Source organism: Desulfatiglans parachlorophenolica, assembly GCF_055394735.1.
Genome location: NZ_AP042460.1, coordinates 1,792,002 through 1,811,552, shown reverse-complemented (window position 1 = coordinate 1,811,552; position 19,551 = coordinate 1,792,002). Strand labels below are relative to the sequence as shown.

Sequence of the window (19,551 nt, the reverse complement as noted above, 5' to 3'; positions counted from 1 at the left end):
ACCCATTTAAGTTACTACAATTTGTATATTTGTGCCTGTAGTGTCTGTTTCAGTGCTTGTATTGTAATTTCCGCGCGCTGAATCGTCTTTTTCTTGCGATCATATCGAATATCCATCGCTTTTCACGAGAACTTTCCTGATACGTAGCACCTTTATCACATACAGTCGCCGACGAACCGTTGACGTCGGCGCTATCGCTTAATTTGGGATAAAATTATAAAGGAGTGGAATTATGAAGAAAATTATGGTCACGGGTGGTCAAGGAACCGTTGGTTATGCAATACAACAAATAGTTTCCCGTGAACCGGTGGAAGGGTACCGCTTTATATTCGTGGATATTAGTGATGGTAACCTCTGTAGCAAGACAGCCACCCTATCGCTTTTTGAGAAAGTTCGTCCAGACGGCGTAATCCATCTTGCTGCAGATGTTGGCGGTTTGTATAAGAACATGGATCACGGAGTTGATATGCTCGAAAACAACCTGCTGATGAATATGCATGTAATGCAGTGCTGCAAAGAATTTAATGTAGAAAAACTGGTATCGTGCCTTTCTACATGTATTTTTCCCGAACTGAGTCTGAGTCATCATATTAGATTGCCTATCGATGAGACCATGATTCATATGGGACCGCCCCATCCTTCTAACGAAGGCTATGCGTATGCTAAACGGATGGTAGATGTGCAATCCAGATATTATCGTAAACAATATAAACAAAATTATATTACGCTCGCACCGACAAATATCTTTGGACCCAATGATAACTTCTCGCGTGAAAATAGCCACGTCATTCCTGCACTTATTCGGAAATGTCATGCAGCCATGAATAATGGTGGTGATTTCGTTGTCTGGGGTTCAGGCCGTCCCTTGCGACAATTCATCTTTTCTCTTGATGTTGCAAGGCTCTTTATCTGGGCATACCTCCATTATGACGAAGCAGAGCCGTTAATCCTATCACCTGATGAGAGTCAGGAGGTGAGCATCGCTACGATTGGCCAGTATGTCGCGGACGCATTTGGTTACTTTAAGCCATTGATGTTCGATACCAAGTATTCAGACGGTCAGTTTCAGCGAACGGTGTCGAATCGCAAGTTGATGGAATGTTATCCGGATTTTAAATTTACACCGCTTCCCGACGCAATAAAGAAGGCCGTAGATTGGTATCAGGAGAATTTTGCCAAGGCAAGGCTATGAAAATTGAACCTTTAGAAGAAACTATCCTCATATGATTGAACTGACAATACTAATCCCTACCAAAGAAGAAAAGGGAAACATCGAACCGGCCGTTTGCCGAATGCCCAATTTTGGTGTTGAAACTGAGTTGCTATTTGTGGATGGTCACTCAGTGGATGGCACCATGGCCGAGTTAGAAAGAGTAGCATCTGCGTATCCTAATCGCTGTATTCATTACTTTACGCAGGAGGGTAAAGGTAAGCGCGCCGCTGTCTGGCAAGGCTTTGAACGCGCAATGGGTAAAGTTGTTGTGATCCTTGACGGTGACATTACTGTGCCTCCAGAAGAGTTGCCTGGAGTTTATGAAATTCTTTCTAAATCACAAAACATTTTTGTGAATGCAACACGTTTTCGCTACCCTATGGAAAAGGGAGCTATGCAATTTTTGAACTATTTGGCAAACCGGTCATTTGCGTTGCTGGTGAGCTTTATTGTAGGGACATGGCTGTCAGATACGCTTTGCGGGACGAAGGGGATGAGAAAGGATGATTTCATCAAATTGTGCGAAGAGGGATTTCTGAAGAATATTGATCCATTCGGTGACCATGAGCTTATTTTTGGAGCTTGGAATCTAGGTATGAAGATTGTTAACTATCCTGTTCATTATAGTGCTAGAAGCTATGGATCACCAAAGATCGCCAACATGAAAATATCTGGGGGATCGGCATTTCTTCGAATTGATCTTGCGGCATTGAAGCATAAATTCCTAAAACGGAGTAAAATTCGGTTTTCACAAAATGAATTGCGTTAAGGCTTCGGATGCGGTTGCTTTTATTACATAATCAGTACGGCGCTGTCAGCGGGGAAGAATATGCGCTCAGGGCCATTGCGGGCATGTTGGAGGAAAATGGGCATCAAGTTTCCTGGTTTCTGCGCTCTTCTGTGGGGATCGAGGGTATTCGGGGTAAAGTCCGGGCTTTTTATTCCGGGATTCACAGCCATGGGGCCGCACAGGCCTTGCGTTTATTTTTGAGCGAGCACCCTGTCGATGCCGCCTTGGTCCAAAACCTTTATCCGTTTCTTTCGCCTTCTATTTTAAAGGTGTTGCGCGAGTTTGCCATTCCGATGATCATGCGTTGCCCTAATTATCGACTGTTCTGTCCGAATGGGCTTCATCTGTGCCACGGAGAGGTGTGCGAGCGCTGTTTGGGGGGGAAAGAATACTGGTGCGTGATCCGGAACTGCGAAGAGGACCTGTTTAAAAGTCTGGGATATGCGCTGCGCAATGCAGCGGCGCGAATCAGCAGACGGATTGTGGATCATGTGGACATGTTTGTGGTGTTGTCGGAGTTTCAGCGGCAACGGTTTATCCAGGGAGGCATCGCCCCGGAACAAATTGCAATCGTACCCAACATCGCCCATCTGTCAGCGAAGCCATCCTCCTGCGATCCGGGCATTCTGGTTTCTTTTGTAGGCCGGATCAGTCCGGAAAAGGGGATCGAGGATTTTATTGCAGCGGCGGAACGGCTCCCGGAAGTCCCATTCGCTGTGGCTGGCAACCACGAGCAGATGCCGAAGCTGCTCCGACGTTCACCGGCCAATGTGCAATGGATGGGATTTCTTAGAGACAGCGCGCTGGATGATTTCTACAGGCAGTCCCGAATCCTGGTCTTCCCCGGGCGCTGGTTTGAGGGGTTCCCCAATGTGATTGCAAGCGCTATGGCAGCCGGCAAGCCGGTCATCGCGTCCCGTCTGGGGGCGGTGCCTGAAATTGTGGAACACGACAAAACCGGGCTGCTGTTCCAACCACGCGATGTTTCCGAATTGGCCGGCTCCATTCAGCGGCTTTATGCTGATCCGTCTGAATGCCTCAGAATGGGCGAGGCCGGGCGGATCAAAGCGGGGACTTGTTACAGCCAGGAAGCGGTTTATCGGAAACTCCTGGAAGTTTTTACCAGAGTTATACCCCCTGCCCCTATCCTTCCCCATCGTGCCTGAACCGCCCAAACCGAGATTGCACAGGTTCGATACGGCTGCCGGGATCACGATGGTCCTGGTGGTGTTCGGCCATAACTATTTCGGCGATTTCAGGCAAGATGCAATCTATGGCCCTCTTCGGGATTTTCTCTACCAGTTCCACATGTCCGTTTTCATGTTTTTGTCAGGGTTTTTAGTTTTCTATACTTGCAGGCCCATCAAAACCATGAAGGCATACAGGCAATATCTATCCAAAAAGGGGCGGAAGTTCATTCCCATCTATTTTCTGTTATCGATTCTTTATGTTCTTTTGGATCTGTATTTTAAAAAATACGACATCGAGCGGGTTCCGGGTCAGATATACAACATGTTCTTTTCACCTGTCCGGGGCGGCGCCATTTTTCTCTGGTACCTGTATGTGCTGCTCATCTTTTATGCTTTTACGCCTTTCCTGAAAATACTTCCCCGAAATCTTCTTTACTTGGTAGCATTGGCTGCTCTCTTGTTGACGGTTATCCCATTGCCATACATCTTTTCCTTGAATCTGGTCGGCAAATACTTTTTCTTTTTTATCACCGGCGGCTTGATGACTGATCATATAGGGTTTTTCGAAACCGTTTTACCCAAATGGGGCGTGCTTTTTCTTTGCCTGTTCGCCATTCTCTTAGTGAATGTGTTTACCCGTACAGCGAAGGTTCCATATCAGGTGACCAGCATCGCTGCCATTGTCAGTATCCTATATGTATCGTCAATCCAGTGGGTTGGAAGAATTAAGTTGCTTAAACGCATCGGCAGGCATTCCTTTTACATTTATCTTTTAAACTCGCTGGTGATTGGCATTTTTTACCTGATTTATCACCGAGCTGGGCTTGATTCTTTTATCCATCCCCGCTTCTATATCATCATCCTGACGATCTTAGGAACGATGCTCCCTTTATGGTTCAGCATGATGGAAGGACGTCTTGATGGCCGGAGGTCGGAGGGATAAGGGCTAGAGGCGGGATATCCGATGTCCGAAGTCGGAGATTGGAGGGATGAAGCACTGAATGGAGGAACCCGAACCTGATTCGACTATGCCCATGGCTGGCACCTATCTCTTTCTTGAACATCGCAGTCGGGTGACCGACGAAAACCGGGCCATTGAGTGGATGATCAACAGAAGGCTCAACAGCCCGCGTCCCTTCCTAACCAAGAAACGGTAAACCCGCAGGGCCTGGCCCTCGCAGTTCGATGTTTCTGACCTCAATCCTCTGGCATCCTGCCGTATGCTTTTCACTTCCCTCGAATTCTATCTTTTCCTTACAGGCCTGCTGATCGTCTGGCGCATTGCCCCCGCCCGGTTCGGCCCTGGGGTCCTCCTGGCCGGCAGTTGCCTGTTCTGCGCCTGGTGGCAGCCGTGGTTTGTGCTGGTGCTCGTGTATGTCACCCTCGTCAGTTTTCTGACTGGAATTCGGATGGCATCCGCCACGGATATCGAAGCTCCGAGTTCTGTCCTGCGGGCTTCTTGCACTCAGAAGCCCCAGGCGTACTTCTGCAAAAAAAGGCAGGTGTTGATTGCTGCGGTGGTGCTCAACCTCCTGCCGCTGGTCTTTTTCAAGTACTATAATTTTTTCAATGATTCACTGCGGCAACTCTGGGGTGGGTTCTATGCCGTGCCACACCTCGACCTGCTGCTGCCGGTGGGGATATCCTTTTACACCTTTCAGGCCGTATCCTACTGCGCGGATGTTTACAAGGGAAGGATCGCGGTTGAATCCGGGCTGGTGAGGTTCGCCCTCTATCTAGCGTTTTTCCCCAAGCTGATCTCCGGCCCCATCGAGCGGGGGGCGGCTCTGCTGCCCCAGATCAAAAGACCGTCTCTGTTTCAGAGCGGTCTTTTTGTGTCCGGGGTCCAGCTATTTTTCTGGGGGATGTTCAAGAAGCTTGTGCTCGCAGACCGGATGGGCATGTATGTGGACATGGTCTTCGGCGCTCCGCAGGGGATGTACGGGAAAACGGCCATGATCGGCGCATGGATGTTTTCCCTTCAGATCTACTGCGATTTTTCCGCGTACATGGACATGGCCATCGGGTGTGGAAGGATGTTCGGCATCGAGCTGAGCCGCAACTTCAATTTCCCCTATATGGCGAAATCCGTCCGGGAGTTCTGGCGCTGCTGGCACATCACCCTGACATCTTGGTTCAGGGATTATGTGTATATTCCCCTGGGCGGCAACCGGGCGGCTGCGGGCCGGTGGGCGCTGAACATCATGCTGGTGTTCCTGCTGAGCGGTCTGTGGCACGGGGCGGCGTGGACCTTTGTCTTTTGGGGCGGGCTGCACGGCGTTTTTTACCTGATCGGCAAGTACACGGTGACGGTGCGAGAGCGAGGGCGGCGAAGGCTTGGGATGGGGGGGCGGATCGAGGCGGCGATGCAGGTGCTCGTCACCTTCAACCTTGTGTCCCTGGCCTGGGTGTTTTTCAGGGCCGGGAGCATTGGAGAGGCCTTTTTGCTGATTCGGAACATGTTCATCGATCTCGAACTGCCGGTGCGTATGCTCTCGAGCCAGTTTTCGACCTTCCTCGCCTTTGCGGCTGCGGGTGTCTTTGCCGGTCTGGAATGGCTGACCTATGCGGGGGCCCGGAAGCGCGTGAACCTGGTCCAGGCGATCCCCCCGTTCCTGCGCTACCCCGGGTATGCGCTGGGGCTCCTGGCGATCACCCTTCTGGGGGTGAGTAGCCGGCAGTTTATCTACTTTCAATTCTGAAAATGGATGTTACACGCAGGAGAGAGGCACGAGGTTTTTGGTTTCCCGAGGGCGGTGGCTTACAGGCCCCAACCTGTTCGCCTTGAATCCGAAGGGAAGAGCTAGGCAGCGCCTTTCTTCTCCCATCGAAGCGAGAAGTGTTCACTGCCGGGCTGATGAGGAGGGGAGATCAAAGCGCACCTGATCAAGGCCCTGATCATCGGCATCCTCTTCTTTGCCGGGGACATCGGCATCTCCCATGTATTGAAGCAGGGAATGGCCCGCTACTACGGGTTGGACAAACCGGCGCAAATCCTGTGCGTGGGGCATTCGCACATGGTGTTGGGGATCGATGCGGAACGGCTGGAGCGGGAGTTGGGCGTACCCGTGGCCAAGTATGCCACGGCCGGGGCGAATGCCTTGGACCGGCTGTGGATGGTGCGGCAGTTCGTGGAGAGGCAGCCTTCGGTCAAGACGGTGATCTACGATGTGGATCCGCGGCTGTTCGACACAGAAGGGCTCAGCTCCGCGTCTTATACGCTCTTTTTGCCCTACATGGGCGATCCGGTCATGTCCCGCTATCTCCGGCGGGAGGCGACCTGGCAGGAATTTTACTCGGCCAGGGTGATCCGGACGACCCGCTTCCGGGACCAGACCATCAACGTGGCACTGAGGGGCTTGCTTGGGAGGGTCGAAAACAAGAAGACCAGCCGGATGCGGGTAGAAGATCTTCAGGGGTTCCTGGAAAGAGAGGCGGCGCGGGGGATCCGCAACAACCCCGATGCGCGGGGTTGTTTTCTCGAAACCATCGATTTTTTGACGAAAAGAGGCATCACGGTGGTCCTGGTGTACATCCCGGTGGCGGATCTCCTGAACGCCGTTGACCCGGAGGGCCAGGAGGGGGTCCTGCAGGTGTTCAGGGACGTGGCCGGAAAAAACGACAAGGTGGTCTTTCTGGACTACAATCGGGATTATCAGCACCGGCATGAATGGTTCTACGACCTGCGCCATCTGAACGGAGAAGGGAATGAGATCGTGACCGGCAGGCTGATTGCGGATCTGAAAAGGCTTTTTTGGGAGGGCGGTGAGAGACGCTCGTCTGCAGACTCCACGGACATGGATGTGTCTTCAATGGAGACGATCCTACGGCATAGATCTGGTCGGCCGGTCGAGGGGTGATGTGCAATGGGTGCGGAGAGTTAACCGTCAGGGTAAAACACCTTTTTGATTGCGGCGAGCGAGGCATCCTGTGCGTTTCAGTCTTGCGTTGTAACGAGGTGCCATATCAGGGGCAGGGGGCGTTTTCCATCAACAAAACAGCCTCTCGAGGGCAGCAGAGCAAGGGCACGGGGGAGTAAGCTTCGGCTGGACAAGGCATCGTCTTCTTCCAGCCCAGCAACATCGTGGGGACCTTTATCCTGATAGAGCAGGCCAGGGGGCACAGCGACCGGGTTGGGGTTTTTCGATAACCTCCGCAATGCTGGGTTCTACGGGAGTCATGCCAGGAAATGGATTTATTGGGAGAGCGTATTTGATCACAGGGGGTGCATTTTCCCCTGGCGTCCGAGGCTAAATTTTGCTAGGGTGCCTTCCCAGGAGGGAACAGCACCTTGGCAGAGACCCTGTATCAAATTCGCGGCCGTCAGATCAGAGAGGAAGACCTCTCGTTTATCCGCGATACCATCTCCCGGCATTGGGAACGCGGTCGAACCGCCATTTCCCGAGTGCTGTGTGAGCACTGGGACTGGCGGCAGCCGAACGGGCAGATCAAAGGGATGGCCTGCCGTGCGCTGCTGCTCAAGCTCCAAGAAAAGCAGGTTGTTAATCTCCCCCCGCCTTTGTCCACAACGAATCCTCGGAAGCCCCGTAAGGCTGTTCGACGCAGCTATAACTACGACACCTCGGAGATTCACGGAACGGTCTCCGAGTTTGGCTCTTTGAAAATCGAGATGGTCCGGCGCACCCCGGATGAAGGCCTGTGGGATCACCTGGTCGATAATTACCATTACCTGGGGCGCCCCCGAATCGTCGGTGCATACTTGAAGTACCTGGCCTACCTGGATGGACACCTGGTGGCTTGCCTCGGTTGGGGCTCAGCGGCCTGGAAGGTGGAGTGCCGCGACCGGTTCATCGGTTGGGAGCCTCCTACCAGGGAAGCGAACCTCTACAAGGTCGTCAATAACGTCCGGTTCCTGATTCCGGGCTGGGTTTCGGTGGAACACTTGGCCTCGAAGCTTCTGAGCGCCAACATCCGGATGCTTCCCGGGGACTGGCAGGCGTTTTACCGCCATCCCGTTGCCTTGCTCGAAACCTTCGTGGACACCACCCGGTTCCAGGGCACCTGCTACCGGGCGGCCAACTGGGTCTATGCAGGACTGACCAAGGGACGTGGACGCTACGACCGCTATAACCGTTGCATGGAACCGGTCAAGGCGGTCTACCTCTACCCGCTTGGCAAGCGTTTCCGCGAGGCGCTCCATGGCTGAAACGACTCTTTTTCCCGAAGGGATCACCTTGACCCAAGAGGGGCTGCAGGATGTCCCGCGCTCCGTGCTCATCCAGATCATCCTCGCCCTTGCGGAGGAAAAAAGCGAGTTCCGAAAACGGATCGAACACCTCGAAGCGCGTCTGAACAAGGATTCCTCCAACTCGGATCGGCCGCCGTCCTCGGATCCGCCCTTCAAAAAGAAAAAATCCGGGAAGAAAAAGAAAGACACCGATCGACGGAAACTGACCCATCCGGGGCACCGGCAGGAGATGCTCCCGCCGAAGGAAACCCGAGTCATCCTTCCGGAAATCTGCACCTGCGGCAACCGCGAGTTCCCCGAAACCGAACCGTATTATACGCACCAAGTCATCGAACTGCCGCCGATCGAACTCGAGGTCATGCACTTCGAACTGCACCGAGGCAGGTGCTCGGTCTGCGGCAAGATGCAAAAGGCCACCGTCCCCAGGGAACATCGGACAGGCTACGGTCCCAGGCTTTCGGCCATGATCGCCGAGATGGCGGGCACCGGAGGCAGACAGTCGCTCAACGATTCAAACCTTCTGCGCTTCGGTGCTTGGGTTCCATATCAGCCTGAGCGCCATCCAGAAGATCATCGATCGGGCCTCGGCCGCGATCCAACTCCACTATGAAACGATCGGCCAGGCAGCCAGGCAGGCGCCGGTCAACCACATCGACGAGACCAGCCACCGCCTCAACGGCTTCCTGCAATGGCTGTGGGTCATGGCGGGGCCGGCAGTGGCTTTCTTCATGATCCATTCCAACCGCTCGAAGGAAGCCTTCGAAGCATCGATCAAGGACTGGACCGGCATCCTGGTCTCGGACGGATACGGCGTGTACCGCAAATGGGTCGGACTGCGGCAGACCTGCCTTGCTCATCTGATCCGCAAGGCCAAGGAACTCTCCGAAAGGAAAGACCCGGACATAAAACGTTTCGGTCTCTGGGCAACCCATGAACTCCAACGACTATGTCATATGGCCAAGGATCCCCCATCCGTCGGAGAGTGGCAGGCCTTTTATGCTCGTTTGATCCGCTTGATCACCCTCCACGAGAAGCGCAAGGATGATCCCGGCAGATTTGCACGCTGTCTTCGCAGGGAGATCGAAAACCTTTGGATGTTTCTCTCTGAGCAGGGGGTGGATCCCACGAACAATCATGCCGAGCGGATGCTTCGATTCGCCGTGCTGTGGCGCAAGTCCAGCCAGGGTACATCCAGTGAAAAAGGCAACCGTTGGGTGGAGCGTGCCCTCTCACTCAGGCAGACCTGCCGGCTTCAGAAAAAGACAACCTTCCCCGTCCTTGTCGATGCCCTGCGCGCCTACTTCCGGGGTCAGGAACCCGACCTCGCCTGGATCGCTCAACCCACCGCCTGATCCAGATCCTGTGATCGCTTACCCTATGAGTATCTTTTTGACACGGGTTAGACAAACCATGAACCGATTTTCCCAGAAACCGGGCGGCTAAAGTCACAAAACAAAAAAAATATCAAAATCTCATTTTTCAAAGAGCGAAATGTAAGTTCTACGGGAGTCATGCCAGGAAATGGACTTATTGGGAGAGCACTCCCCTCACTCCGGGCATCCCTTACTTCTCGAGCCGGTTTGTCCTATCGGAGCCTGATCCGGTTCGTGAAGGATCGGCCGGGACACGACTACCGCTATGCCATGGACTTTACGCGGCTCCGGACCGAACTCGGTTGGACCCCGGAGGAGTCCCTCGATACGGGCCTCCGCAAGACGGTGCGCTGGTATTTGGAGCACAGTGGCTGGATCGACCGCGTCCGGAGCGGGGAGTACCGCCGCTGGATCTCGGCCCAATACGGCTGATTCGGCCCGCAGGGGAGGCGGCGCGGTCCGGATGGCGCCCTGTTCATCCGGGGTGAGAATTCAATCAGGAGCAATGCATGAAAGGCATCATTCTGGCGGGCGGGTCGGGCACACGCCTCTACCCCATCACCCGCGTGTTGAGCAAACAGCTCATTCCGGTCTACGACAAACCGATGATCTACTACCCCCTCTCGGTCCTCCTGCTGGCGGGGATCCGCGAGATCCTGATCATCTCGACCCCCGAGGATTTGCCCCGTTTCAGACTGCTTCTGGGGGATGGCTCGAGCCTGAACATCTCCATCTCCTACGCCGAACAGGCTCGTCCCGAGGGGCTGGCCCAGGCCTTCATCATCGGGCGGGAGTTCATCGGGGAGGAGAGCGTGGCGCTGGTTCTGGGAGACAACATCTTCTACGGCCACGGGTTTTCCCAGTTGCTGCAGCGCTGCACTATTAACGCCGGTCAAAAAATGGACAGAATGGGCGCTTTAAAAACCACCAGAAAGAGTATCAGGGCATAGCTGTACACGGGGCGGCAAACGGCTTCGCGAAGAAGTGGAACCTGCGGGAGCCCGATACGCCCGAGGAAGAGCCCGGCACATCTCCAAGAGGGAGAGGCAGGAGCAAGCAAAGATTGTTTATGGGATGGATCTATTTGTGTTTTCTTCGATAACTTATTCCTCCGAGGATGATGACCTCCGAGTTGTAGACGAGGCGGTCAGCGATCGCGGAGGCTACCGTATTGGAATCGAAGACCTTTCCCCATTGAGCAAAAGGCAGATTGGTCGACAAGATTGTTGACCGCTGGGTATGCCTTTGACTGATGACCTGGAAGAAGAGGTTCGAACCCTGTGAGCCAAGCGGAAGATAACCGAGTTCGTCACAAGCGAGGAGATCAGGGGTCTGGTATTGCCGAAGCTTCCTGATGAGCGACCGATCGAGCTCAGCGGCGACCAGCTGGTTGATCATGTCGATGGCGCTGGTAAAGAGGACCTTGAGGTTGGCATTGCACGCTGCGGTGGCGATGCATTTGGCCAGCATGGTTTTCCCGGTACCCGGGTTGCCGATAAGGATGACATCCTGCTTTTTTTCGATGAAGTCAAGGTTGAGGAGTGCGAGGATTTTGTTTTTCTGATCCTCGCGGGACTTGTGGTGGTGGAAATCAAACTGATCGATGCTCACCCTTTCCGTGATGCCGGATTGTGAGAAGCGGCGGCTGACGGCGTTTTTCCACCGCTCCTCCTGTTCTGCATCCAACAGACGCTTCAGGATGTCCAGGATGCCGAGATTTTTCTGCCGGGCCTGCTCGAGGACGCCCTCGAGGTTGGCAGCCATTACGGAGAGCTTGAGGCCTTTGAGGTCCTGGTAAACGGTCTCTATGGACACGGACATGGTTATCTCCCCTTTCTGAGCACAAAGGCGTCGAAGTCAGCGAGGTTAGGTTCCTCGAGCCGGATGCGGTTCAGGCGTTCTTCCTTGAGTTGGAGTGGGGGGTGGTTTTTGACAGGGGTGTGATCCTGGACGAGGATATTTTCGATGTAATGGGCGCCGAAGGCCTTGTTGATCAGGGCTTTTTGAAGAGCGGCCAGGAAGGCGACCAACCCGTAGCGGTCCTTGAGGGCAAGGAGTTTGGTGACATTCTTCCTGAGGGGAAGGCGTGCTGCAGCAATATGTTCGAGGTAGAGCCTGGCATCTTCGCCCAGGGCGGCGAAGAGGGCCACTTCTTCGGATTGCCACTGTCTGCGCATGCCTTTTAAGACCGCTTCGCGGTGTTCAGGGAGTTCGATGCGTTGTTTCCGTTCCCAGGAGCGCTGATGGGTGGCGATCAGCTTTTCCTTGAGATAGATGCTGAGGGTTTGCTGATCGGCTTTGACCACGACCTGTTTGCCGACAGCCCAGGGGGGAGTGGTGTAGGTGTTGGCATCGAAGTGAATGCAAAAATCGGTGTGGACCTTGAGCACGGCTGATTCACGGCAATCGGGAAGGAAGTCGGGCAAAGGCCTGAGTTGCTCCTGCAGGGCTCGATCGACAGGCCTCTGAGCGGTGGTGGCATGCAGCCGGCAGTTGGCGAGGGTATCGCGCCAGTGATCGGCCTGGCGCTGCAAGTCGGTGAGATCGACGAACTCGCGCAGGGGCCAGAAGTTATGGCGGATATAGTGGATGACGCCCTTTTCGACCTTGCCCTTTTCCTGCGGCTGACGGGGGTTGCAGGCCCTCGGGGTGATGCCGAAAGGACGGAGGAACTCCAGAAAGGCTTCGTTGAAGCGGATGAGGGATCCTTCCCGTTCGAGCACGGCGGTGAGCATATTGTCGGTGAGGACTTCTCTCGGGACCCCGTTAAAGAAACGAAAGGCGTTCAAGAAGCAACGGTGAAGGGTCTGCTGGTTCTGGGAGTGGGTGAACTCGAGGTAGAGCAGTCGGCTGTAGCTTAAAACGATGGCGAAGCAGCACAGCCTGCGCTCCGTATCGCCGTAAGGGAGGCTGCCGAAGTGGCCCCAGTCGATCTGACACTGCTCGCCCGGCAGGGTTTCGAAGCGCAGGAACACACGGCGCGGTGCGGGCCTGATCGATCGCAGGAAGTCCTTGAGGATGGTGAGTCCTCCCCAGTACCCCTTGGCAGTAAGCCGCTGGTGGATAACGGTGGCCATGGCGCGGGGGTTACGTTCGAGCATGGCCCGGATTTCATCCCGGAACGGGTCGAGTTTGCTGGGCCGCTGGACTTTTTTCCGTTCGGGGGCTGGATCGCGAAGGTATTTGGTTACGGTTTGCCGGTTCAAGGCCAACTGCTCCGCGATATGGCTGATCGTCCAGTCTTCCTGTGCCAGGCGGTGGATCTCAAAAACGAGGCGTCTTGTGATCATGGTCTCCTCCAAGGCTTTGGTGGATGAGTTGGCGAACGGTGGCGCGGTCAGTCCCGGGCTCACGGGGCAGGGAAAGGATCTGAAACAGCCTTCCGTCAAACGCGATGAGGTCTTTGTGGATCAAACCGTCCCGTGCAAGGATATATTCATCGGCCAGGAGGCCCGTCAACGAACAGATCCGGTCATAACTGTAATAGGACAATCCGTGCCGGTCTCCGACCAGGACCAAAAAGAGATAGAGGATCAACTCATGGTGGCTGAGTTTGGCCCAGAAGCCCTCGCGCAAGAACCGGTGCTCGATGGCGGCAAAGCTCCCCACGATGTTTCTTGCCCTGTCGGGGCGGAGCAGCCGTTTTTCGATCATGGTCTCTTTCCTTTCGAGAGGAAAGCTATCATGCGGATGAAACCAAAGGCGATCGAGTCCTCTTTTGCAATCAGACGTTTTCGCGTTTAAGAGGCGGGAATCAGGATAACTTTCTGTGGGAACGCGTCCATTTTTGCAATCACCGGGAGGATGTAAAAGGCCTGCGCATGCCCGCCAATCCAGGGGGTAAACGCGTCCATTTTTGCAATCTGTTTTCCTGCCGATCTACGGCTGTTGCGGCAGCGCTGCAGCAGGCGGTTACGCTGAGCTTTTCCGGGATGGCGTTTACGGTAGGCTTTGTAGTATCCCGGGTGGCGGTCGTGCCACGCCTTCTGGCAGTCGCGCTGGTTGGCTTTGTAATCCGGGTCGGAGAGGAGTTTTTCACGCTGCCACTGTCGCTTCCGGGCGCGCTGGCATTCCTTTCGGGCGCAATAGCGCTGGGTCTTGATGCGCGGATTAGGCTCGAAAACAGATCCACAATGGACGCATCGGATAGTTTGGTTCATGGTTGCCCTCCCCGTGGATGACAACCATAACACTTATGAGCCTAATCTTTCGAGATTGCACAAAAATATGGAATAAAGAAGAGAAAGAAGCAGATCCAAGAAGAAAAGACAGGTCTTACAGAGAGGAAAGAAGGAAGAACCTGCAATGCCGGTTTTTCAGCCGCCCATCTTGCCCACTTTTCTACTGGCCATACCTGTCCATTTTTTGACCGGCGTTAATACTGCACCACGATGGAAAGCGGGGGGATCATTTTCGGGTATGCGGTGAAGGACCCGCGGCGCTACGGCGTGGTGGAGTTCGATCAGGAGGGCTGCGTGACGGGGATCCAGGAAAAGCCCGAGGCGCCCCGCTCGCGCTATGCCGTTCCGGGGCTGTATTTCTACGACAACCAGGTCGTGGAGATCGCGGAGGCGCTCAAGCCCTCCGCCCGGGGGGAGCTGGAGATCACGGACGTGAACCTCGCCTACCTCGAACGCCGGCAGCTGCGGGTCGAGCTTCTGGGACGCGGATATGCATGGCTCGACACCGGCACCCACGAATCCCTGCACCACGCGATCCACTTCGTGCGGGCCATCCAGGAGCGGCAGGGGTTGAAGATCGCCTGCATCGAAGAGATCGCCTACCGGCTTGGCTACATCGACAGGGAGCAGCTGAGGCGGCTCGCTGTCGAGATGCACCAGGCCGAGTACGGCCGCTACCTGCTCGATATCCTCGAAGAGGGAGACGACCGCCATGCCGATGAACTTTATTGAGTCCGAACTGCCGGGCGTGCTGTTCGTCGAGCCGAGGGTCTTCGAGGACGAACGGGGCTGCTTCATGGAGACCTACCACCAGAGGAGCTTTCTCGAGGGGGGCATCGGCTGCACGTTCGTCCAGGACAACTTCTCCCGTTCGCGGAAAGGAACCCTGCGCGGCCTCCACTATCAGCTGCGGCATCCACAGGCGAAGCTGGTGTACGTCATCAGCGGGGAGGTCTTCGATGTGGCGGTCGACATCCGCCGCGGCTCGCCCACCTTCGGTAAATGGGTCTCCGTGGTCCTTTCAGGGGAAAACCACCGCCAGATCTTTGTCCCGGCCGGGTTCGCCCACGGGTTCTGCGTGCTGAGCGAAACGGCCGACGTGGTTTACAAGTGCACGGATTTTTACGCCCCGGGGGACGAATACGGCATCCACTGGTCCGATCCGGACCTCGCCATACCCTGGCCTGTCGCCGAACCGCTCCTCTCCCCGAAGGACGCCGCCAATCCCCGCCTGGCCGACGTCCCCGAAGCGCTCCCGAGATTTTTGAAATTCCCAAAGACTTACGGGGGCTAACGAAGGAGTCGTGTTACCAGATGATTTGGCAATTTTTCGAATGTCCTCTCGTTCTTAATATAAAAATCTGGCTTCGGAAGACAAAAATGCCCGCTGAGTTGGAAATCAGGCCAAATCAAGCCATCTTATATAATCTTACACTTTCAGTCCGGAAATGGTTTTTTTTGACAACCTTGGCGTCAATCTGCACATTTGCTTGTGCGGCGACCTACAGGTCGCCTCCGCGCAAACGCTCGATTTCCTTGATATTGGCAAAAAATACTCATTCCACGATTGGAAACTGGGTTGTACCGGGAAATCATTTCCGGATGGATCTAAATAGATTATATGAAACGGGGTTGCTTAGCTTTGTTCGTGCGATCGAGTTCAAAGTTTTTTAAGTCGTTAGGGGGAGGACCATGGCTGAAAATATATCAAATAAAAATTTGAACATAATTGTTGTTATGCCTGCTTATAATGCTGCTAAAACTTTAAAAAAAACCATCGAAGAAATACCAACTGGAAGTATTAATAAAATTGTATTGGTTGATGATGCTAGTAAAGATGACACGGTCACAATTGCAAAACATATGGGTGTTGATGTAATTTGTCATGGGAAAAATCGTGGTTATGGAGCCAATCAGAAAACATGTTATGATACAGCGTTAAAAATGAATGCAGATATAATTATTATGTTGCATCCTGATTATCAGTATAATGGGGCGGTTATTCCGTATGCAGTGGGGTTTTTATCATCTGGAATTTGTGACGTAATTATCGGATGTCGAATAAGAACTCGCAAAGAAACGCTTGAAAATGGAATGCCATTTTATAAATATATTAGCAATCGCTTTCTTACAGTTATCGAAAATCTTATTTTGGGGCAAAACTTGGGAGATTTTCATTCAGGTTTTAGAGCGTACACACGCAAAGTCTTGGAAACCATTCCTTACAATCAAAATTCTGACGATTTTGTTTTTGATACTGAATTTTTGGCTCAGGCAGCTTTTTTGGGTTTTCGAATTGGTGATGTGCCAATTCCGACGCGCTATTTTTCAGAAGCATCTTCAATTAATTTTTCTAGAAGCCTCACTTATGGGATACAAACAATTTTCGTTATGTTTAAATATATTTTGCAGAAAAGCACTATTCTAAATTCAAGGATATTCCGAATAAATGGCTAAAACAATGCAATTTATTGTGGCATTATTAAATTTGACAAGAAAATTTCAATTCATCACTCTGCCAGTTTTGGGGTTTTGTCTCGTTATGTTTGTATCGAACCGGTGGGGTATTGGCACAACAACTGATTCGGCGTCATATTTGGCTACCGCTCAGAATTTGTCAGATGGTCTTGGCTATGTGAAAAAGGTCGGCGAGCAGTATGAGCCCTTTAGTTGGTTCCCTCCGCTTTATCCAGCAGCGATAGCCTTGGTCTCCCTTCTAGGTGTTGACGTTTTTAGTAGTGCTCTCATTGTTAATGCATGCCTATTTTCAGTGCTTCTTTTTTTGGTAGGATTGATCATACATTCAATGATACCGGAATCTAAATGGGGTTGGTTCTTGGGCGGGTCCTACTTAGGAACGTCAATCAACGTTCTTCAAGCATATGGGTATGTGTGGAGTGAGGCATTATTCCTACCGTTGTACTTGATTTCTATATGGTTGACACATATTTACATTGCGAGGGGGTCGCGGATGCATCTATTTGGAGCGTCCACTGCCGTTGGGTTATCTATTTTGACACGTTATGCAGGTGTTTGTCTTACACTGGCTGCTTCCGTCGCGTTGGTTCTGCAAAATGGAAAGAGATTTAAAGAAAAGGCGGTAGATATAATATTGGTAAATATCTTGCCTCTTTTATTATTTGGAGGGTGGAGCTTGCGCAATATAGGACACTCAGGGAATTTGACCGATCGAAAGCTATCTTTCTCAGGTGGTTTTGATGAAGTGTTTCAGATCTCGTTCGGTTTGTTGTCTTGGATTGGGGGCGCTTCATTGTTCGGGTTTTCTCGATTAACGCTGGCGCTCCTCGTTTCGGTTCCGAGTTTGATCGTGGTGGGGTTCTTTATCTGCCATTGGTGGAATGCGCGTATGAGGCGAACGGTTTCGCGCTTTGCGTCATCTTCCCACATTAAGGTACTGACTATTTTTGGGGTTACCTATTTTTTATTCATATGCGGGATCTGGCTTACTGTTGATGGCATATCAGATAGTGCAGAAACACCGCGCATGTTGCTGCCTCTGCAAATTACAGTAGTTGTGATTGCTACTGTGATGATATACCAACTTCTTATTTCGGGTCCTCGGAATTCAGGTAAAATGTTTCGTGCTGGAGTCGCCATTTTTTTACTCATTAATATTTTTGGGGCCACTGCATGGGCCAGTTATAAGTACGTGTACGGATTGGGTTTTAGAAGTAAAAAATGGATGCCCATGGCTGTCGTGACAAACAATACTACTTTGCAGGAAGATGGTTTTTTGTATACCAATTTCCCGCAAGCATTATACTGCATTTCACATAAGGAATCATGTTTTGTGCAGATGAATGATTTTTATGAAGATAAAGATAATGCGCTGCTAATTGAAAAAAAACTTATGCAATATGGTGGTGCGATCTATTTTTTTAAGGATGGATATGATAATAGAGAATTGATTTCAATGTCAGCAATTACAAATATTTTTTCTCCGGATGAGATCTATGAAAATTCTGTTGGCATCATCATTCGATACTCTCCTAAGATTTAGTTTCATTTGCTTTTGCTTAATTCTTGGCTTCGGATAGGTGTTCGCAGGGTAGCCGAAGATAACGGAAAATCCGGCTGGTTAGACGGAGCGTCCAGAAACGCGTGTTACTTTTTAATAGGCCTGTGACTCGAATTTACAAATAAGAAATTGAAAGACGAAGGCGTGGATACGCATTTTGGAATCGGTCCAATGATATTGTAGCATAAAGGCGATCTGAAACGGATTTTTCGTCTTTCTGAACTGGTCTTCGATGAAATGCCCATCTCTGTAAGGCGAGTATATCTGCTCAGCGATTCAGGCATGGTGGTCGGTGATAAGAATGCTCTTCGGCATCCTTTTGATGGTGGCATCGACTTGGTAACGATTGAAGTGGAAGCCCATGGCGGGAAGAGAGTCCGGACCGGGGTAGGCCTCGATGCGGGCCAGGGAGCAGCCGGTGACAATAAGGTATAGAAGGGGAATGAGGACTGTGAGTCTGCGTTTCATATCGGCCCGAGCGGGGTGTTAGTGTGCGGAAACGGCTCCTTCGAAGCAGGGTGCCCGTATCTTACCATGGCGATGCGGTTGCGGCAAGGGCGGTCTTTACCTGGAAAGAGGTGAAGACCGCCCTTGCCATAAGCGGGGGTGGGCGTCGAAGAGGGCGGGCCTGGTTTTTGCCGGGGGTAGTCATTAGCGGCGCGGCCGAGGTGGCGCGCAAGATGAAGGAGGTGATGTCGGGGTGACGGTGCATGCGCTCTTCCCGAATGCCTTGATTGTGGACAACGATTACTTCTTCGTGAGGTTCCTGGTCGATCAACTGCACGAGCGGGGTTACACGGCCGACAGGGCCTATGACGGCAAGGAGGGCATTGCGCGGTTGCAGGACGGGTTTTTCAGCCTGGTCTTCTGCGACATCATCATGCCCAAGATCGACGGCCGGGCGGTCATTGCGTATATCCGCAGGCACTGTCCCGTGCAGCCGAAGGCGGTTGTGGCGGTATCGGGGCTGTTTGTCGAGCTGGTCGGTCAGCTCGACGGCATCGAGGCCGATTACTTCATGGCGAAGGGGCCGCTCGAGCAGATGTCCGAACAGGTGCAGAGGTTGCTCGACTACATCGAAACCGGCGGCGGGCCCCCGCCGAGGTTTTTCTTCGAGCCGGAGGAGCGGGATGGACCTGCGGGCTTCAATCAGCCGGCGGTCGAGTTGATGGAGGTCCTGAAGGGCGAGCGGAGCATCCTCGAGAGTCTGGCGATGGGAGTGGTCGTGGTGGACAAGGATGCCAGGGTGCTGAGCGCCAATCCGCCCGCACTCGAGCTTTTCGGTCTGCCGGCTGCGGAGATCGTGAACCGGCACATTGCCAGCCTTTTTGCGGAGGAATCGCGGGGGGCGCTCATCGGTGCGATGCGCTCGGCCCTGCTCGATCGGATCCATCGGAAGGTGGAGTTGAGCGGGTCTTCGGGCGGGGGCAGCCGGCCCTGGGCCGTGTCGGCCTGGGAGGCGCAGGGAGAGGTCATGGGCTGGATCCTATGCGGGTGAGGGGTTGGAAAAACGGGCTCAAAGAGGTTTGGCCGCGGATCGAGGTCTTGAAGGGACG

At 53.1% G+C, this 19,551-nt stretch carries 21 protein-coding genes and 2 pseudogenes; 18 read left to right on the top strand and 5 right to left on the bottom strand.

Features of this window, described 5'->3' with window-relative positions; genetic code table 11:
- The first annotated feature begins 232 nt into the window (after positions 1-232).
- From ACZ500_RS08625 to ACZ500_RS08575, 11 genes and pseudogenes are all read left to right on the top strand, one after another.
- Positions 233-1,192, top strand: coding sequence for a GDP-L-fucose synthase family protein (locus tag ACZ500_RS08625; RefSeq protein ID WP_464232099.1), 960 nt, complete (start codon positions 233-235; stop codon positions 1,190-1,192).
- Between the two features lie 31 nt (positions 1,193-1,223).
- Positions 1,224-1,982, top strand: coding sequence for a glycosyltransferase family 2 protein (locus ACZ500_RS08620; RefSeq protein WP_464232098.1), 759 nt, complete (start codon positions 1,224-1,226; stop codon positions 1,980-1,982).
- A gap of 320 nt (positions 1,983-2,302) precedes the next feature.
- Positions 2,303-3,169 (top strand): glycosyltransferase family 4 protein, encoded by an 867-nt coding sequence (locus tag ACZ500_RS08615; protein WP_464232097.1) that lies wholly within the window; start codon positions 2,303-2,305, stop codon positions 3,167-3,169.
- A 49-nt stretch (positions 3,170-3,218) separates the two neighbouring features.
- On the top strand, positions 3,219-4,136 hold the full coding sequence (locus ACZ500_RS08610; protein ID WP_464233023.1) for an acyltransferase family protein: 918 nt from the start codon (positions 3,219-3,221) through the stop codon (positions 4,134-4,136).
- 277 nt (positions 4,137-4,413) lie between these two features.
- Positions 4,414-5,895: an MBOAT family O-acyltransferase gene (locus ACZ500_RS08605; protein WP_464232096.1), complete on the top strand. Its 1,482-nt coding sequence runs from the start codon at positions 4,414-4,416 to the stop codon at positions 5,893-5,895.
- A gap of 243 nt (positions 5,896-6,138) precedes the next feature.
- Positions 6,139-7,053 (top strand): hypothetical protein, encoded by a 915-nt coding sequence (locus ACZ500_RS08600; protein ID WP_464232095.1) that lies wholly within the window; start codon positions 6,139-6,141, stop codon positions 7,051-7,053.
- Positions 7,054-7,484: 431 nt separating this feature from the next.
- The gene (locus ACZ500_RS08595) at positions 7,485-8,360 is read left to right on the top strand and encodes a Druantia anti-phage system protein DruA (protein ID WP_464232094.1); all 876 of its coding nucleotides are present in this window, start codon (positions 7,485-7,487) and stop codon (positions 8,358-8,360) included.
- Positions 8,353-9,012: a DUF6444 domain-containing protein gene (locus tag ACZ500_RS08590; RefSeq protein ID WP_464232093.1), complete on the top strand. Its 660-nt coding sequence runs from the start codon at positions 8,353-8,355 to the stop codon at positions 9,010-9,012. Before ACZ500_RS08595 ends, ACZ500_RS08590 begins: the two co-directional genes overlap by 8 nt.
- The gene (gene tnpC / locus ACZ500_RS08585; RefSeq protein WP_464232092.1) at positions 8,933-9,754 is read left to right on the top strand and encodes an IS66 family transposase; all 822 of its coding nucleotides are present in this window, start codon (positions 8,933-8,935) and stop codon (positions 9,752-9,754) included. The genes ACZ500_RS08590 and tnpC overlap by 80 nt, the downstream gene beginning before the upstream one ends.
- Positions 9,755-10,009: 255 nt before the next feature.
- Positions 10,010-10,207 carry a hypothetical protein gene (locus ACZ500_RS08580; protein WP_464232091.1) on the top strand — a complete coding sequence of 66 codons (198 nt, stop codon included), beginning with the start codon at positions 10,010-10,012 and terminating at the stop codon, positions 10,205-10,207.
- A 77-nt stretch (positions 10,208-10,284) separates the two neighbouring features.
- Positions 10,285-10,656, top strand: a pseudogene (locus tag ACZ500_RS08575) (sugar nucleotidyltransferase); the annotation flags it as partial.
- A gap of 199 nt (positions 10,657-10,855) precedes the next feature.
- On the opposite strand, the gene istB reads toward ACZ500_RS08575, so the two are convergent.
- From istB to ACZ500_RS08555, 4 genes are all read right to left on the bottom strand, one after another.
- Positions 10,856-11,596 carry an IS21-like element helper ATPase IstB gene (gene istB, locus ACZ500_RS08570; RefSeq protein ID WP_464232090.1) on the bottom strand — a complete coding sequence of 247 codons (741 nt, stop codon included), beginning with the start codon at positions 11,594-11,596 and terminating at the stop codon, positions 10,856-10,858.
- A gap of 2 nt (positions 11,597-11,598) precedes the next feature.
- The gene (istA, locus tag ACZ500_RS08565; protein WP_464232089.1) at positions 11,599-13,065 is read right to left on the bottom strand and encodes an IS21 family transposase; all 1,467 of its coding nucleotides are present in this window, start codon (positions 13,063-13,065) and stop codon (positions 11,599-11,601) included.
- Complete coding sequence (locus ACZ500_RS08560) at positions 13,040-13,429, bottom strand: hypothetical protein (RefSeq protein ID WP_464232088.1); 390 nt, start codon at positions 13,427-13,429, stop codon at positions 13,040-13,042. The genes istA and ACZ500_RS08560 overlap by 26 nt, the downstream gene beginning before the upstream one ends.
- A gap of 86 nt (positions 13,430-13,515) precedes the next feature.
- Positions 13,516-13,935 (bottom strand): hypothetical protein, encoded by a 420-nt coding sequence (locus ACZ500_RS08555; RefSeq protein WP_464232087.1) that lies wholly within the window; start codon positions 13,933-13,935, stop codon positions 13,516-13,518.
- Between the two features lie 228 nt (positions 13,936-14,163).
- On the opposite strand from ACZ500_RS08555, the pseudogene ACZ500_RS08550 reads away from it, so the two are divergent.
- The 5 genes and pseudogenes from ACZ500_RS08550 to ACZ500_RS08530 all read left to right on the top strand — a co-directional run.
- A pseudogene (locus ACZ500_RS08550) lies at positions 14,164-14,688 on the top strand (sugar nucleotidyltransferase); the annotation flags it as partial.
- Entirely contained in the window at positions 14,675-15,250 is a 576-nt protein-coding gene (rfbC, locus tag ACZ500_RS08545) for a dTDP-4-dehydrorhamnose 3,5-epimerase (protein ID WP_464232086.1), read from the top strand. The pseudogene ACZ500_RS08550 and the gene rfbC, both read left to right, overlap by 14 nt.
- Positions 15,251-15,404: 154 nt before the next feature.
- On the top strand, positions 15,405-15,572 hold the full coding sequence (locus tag ACZ500_RS08540) for a hypothetical protein (protein ID WP_464232085.1): 168 nt from the start codon (positions 15,405-15,407) through the stop codon (positions 15,570-15,572).
- Between the two features lie 76 nt (positions 15,573-15,648).
- Positions 15,649-16,413, top strand: coding sequence for a glycosyltransferase family 2 protein (locus tag ACZ500_RS08535; RefSeq protein WP_464232084.1), 765 nt, complete (start codon positions 15,649-15,651; stop codon positions 16,411-16,413).
- Positions 16,406-17,977, top strand: a complete 1,572-nt coding sequence (locus ACZ500_RS08530; protein ID WP_464232083.1) for a hypothetical protein — start codon at positions 16,406-16,408, stop codon at positions 17,975-17,977. The genes ACZ500_RS08535 and ACZ500_RS08530 overlap by 8 nt, the downstream gene beginning before the upstream one ends.
- A gap of 294 nt (positions 17,978-18,271) precedes the next feature.
- Here the strand turns inward: ACZ500_RS08530 and ACZ500_RS08525 are convergent, their stop codons facing one another.
- Complete coding sequence (locus tag ACZ500_RS08525) at positions 18,272-18,463, bottom strand: hypothetical protein (RefSeq protein WP_464232082.1); 192 nt, start codon at positions 18,461-18,463, stop codon at positions 18,272-18,274.
- A gap of 50 nt (positions 18,464-18,513) precedes the next feature.
- On the opposite strand from ACZ500_RS08525, the gene ACZ500_RS08520 reads away from it, so the two are divergent.
- Together ACZ500_RS08520 and ACZ500_RS08515 are read left to right on the top strand one after the other, a co-directional pair.
- Complete coding sequence (locus tag ACZ500_RS08520; protein ID WP_464232081.1) at positions 18,514-18,699, top strand: hypothetical protein; 186 nt, start codon at positions 18,514-18,516, stop codon at positions 18,697-18,699.
- The gene (locus ACZ500_RS08515) at positions 18,696-19,493 is read left to right on the top strand and encodes a response regulator (protein WP_464232080.1); all 798 of its coding nucleotides are present in this window, start codon (positions 18,696-18,698) and stop codon (positions 19,491-19,493) included. Before ACZ500_RS08520 ends, ACZ500_RS08515 begins: the two co-directional genes overlap by 4 nt.
- Positions 19,494-19,551: the final 58 nt, after the last annotated feature.

Excerpts from the sequence above, each read along its gene's own strand:
- ACZ500_RS08615 (WP_464232097.1), top strand. The coding sequence starts at position 2,303 with ATGCGTTGCCCTAATTATCGACTGTTCTGTCCGAATGGGCTTCATCTG.
- ACZ500_RS08605 (WP_464232096.1), top strand. The coding sequence starts at position 4,414 with ATGCTTTTCACTTCCCTCGAATTCTATCTTTTCCTTACAGGCCTGCTG.
- ACZ500_RS08535 (WP_464232084.1), top strand. The coding sequence starts at position 15,649 with ATGGCTGAAAATATATCAAATAAAAATTTGAACATAATTGTTGTTATG.
- ACZ500_RS08555 (WP_464232087.1), bottom strand. The coding sequence starts at position 13,935 with ATGAACCAAACTATCCGATGCGTCCATTGTGGATCTGTTTTCGAGCCT.
- ACZ500_RS08620 (WP_464232098.1), top strand. The coding sequence starts at position 1,224 with ATGATTGAACTGACAATACTAATCCCTACCAAAGAAGAAAAGGGAAAC.
- ACZ500_RS08540 (WP_464232085.1), top strand. The coding sequence starts at position 15,405 with ATGGTTTTTTTTGACAACCTTGGCGTCAATCTGCACATTTGCTTGTGC.
- rfbC (WP_464232086.1), top strand. The coding sequence starts at position 14,675 with ATGAACTTTATTGAGTCCGAACTGCCGGGCGTGCTGTTCGTCGAGCCG.
- ACZ500_RS08625 (WP_464232099.1), top strand. The coding sequence starts at position 233 with ATGAAGAAAATTATGGTCACGGGTGGTCAAGGAACCGTTGGTTATGCA.
- ACZ500_RS08560 (WP_464232088.1), bottom strand. The coding sequence starts at position 13,429 with ATGATCGAAAAACGGCTGCTCCGCCCCGACAGGGCAAGAAACATCGTG.
- ACZ500_RS08590 (WP_464232093.1), top strand. The coding sequence starts at position 8,353 with ATGGCTGAAACGACTCTTTTTCCCGAAGGGATCACCTTGACCCAAGAG.
- istA (WP_464232089.1), bottom strand. The coding sequence starts at position 13,065 with ATGATCACAAGACGCCTCGTTTTTGAGATCCACCGCCTGGCACAGGAA.
- ACZ500_RS08610 (WP_464233023.1), top strand. The coding sequence starts at position 3,219 with ATGGTCCTGGTGGTGTTCGGCCATAACTATTTCGGCGATTTCAGGCAA.
- ACZ500_RS08530 (WP_464232083.1), top strand. The coding sequence starts at position 16,406 with ATGGCTAAAACAATGCAATTTATTGTGGCATTATTAAATTTGACAAGA.
- istB (WP_464232090.1), bottom strand. The coding sequence starts at position 11,596 with ATGTCCGTGTCCATAGAGACCGTTTACCAGGACCTCAAAGGCCTCAAG.
- ACZ500_RS08525 (WP_464232082.1), bottom strand. The coding sequence starts at position 18,463 with ATGAAACGCAGACTCACAGTCCTCATTCCCCTTCTATACCTTATTGTC.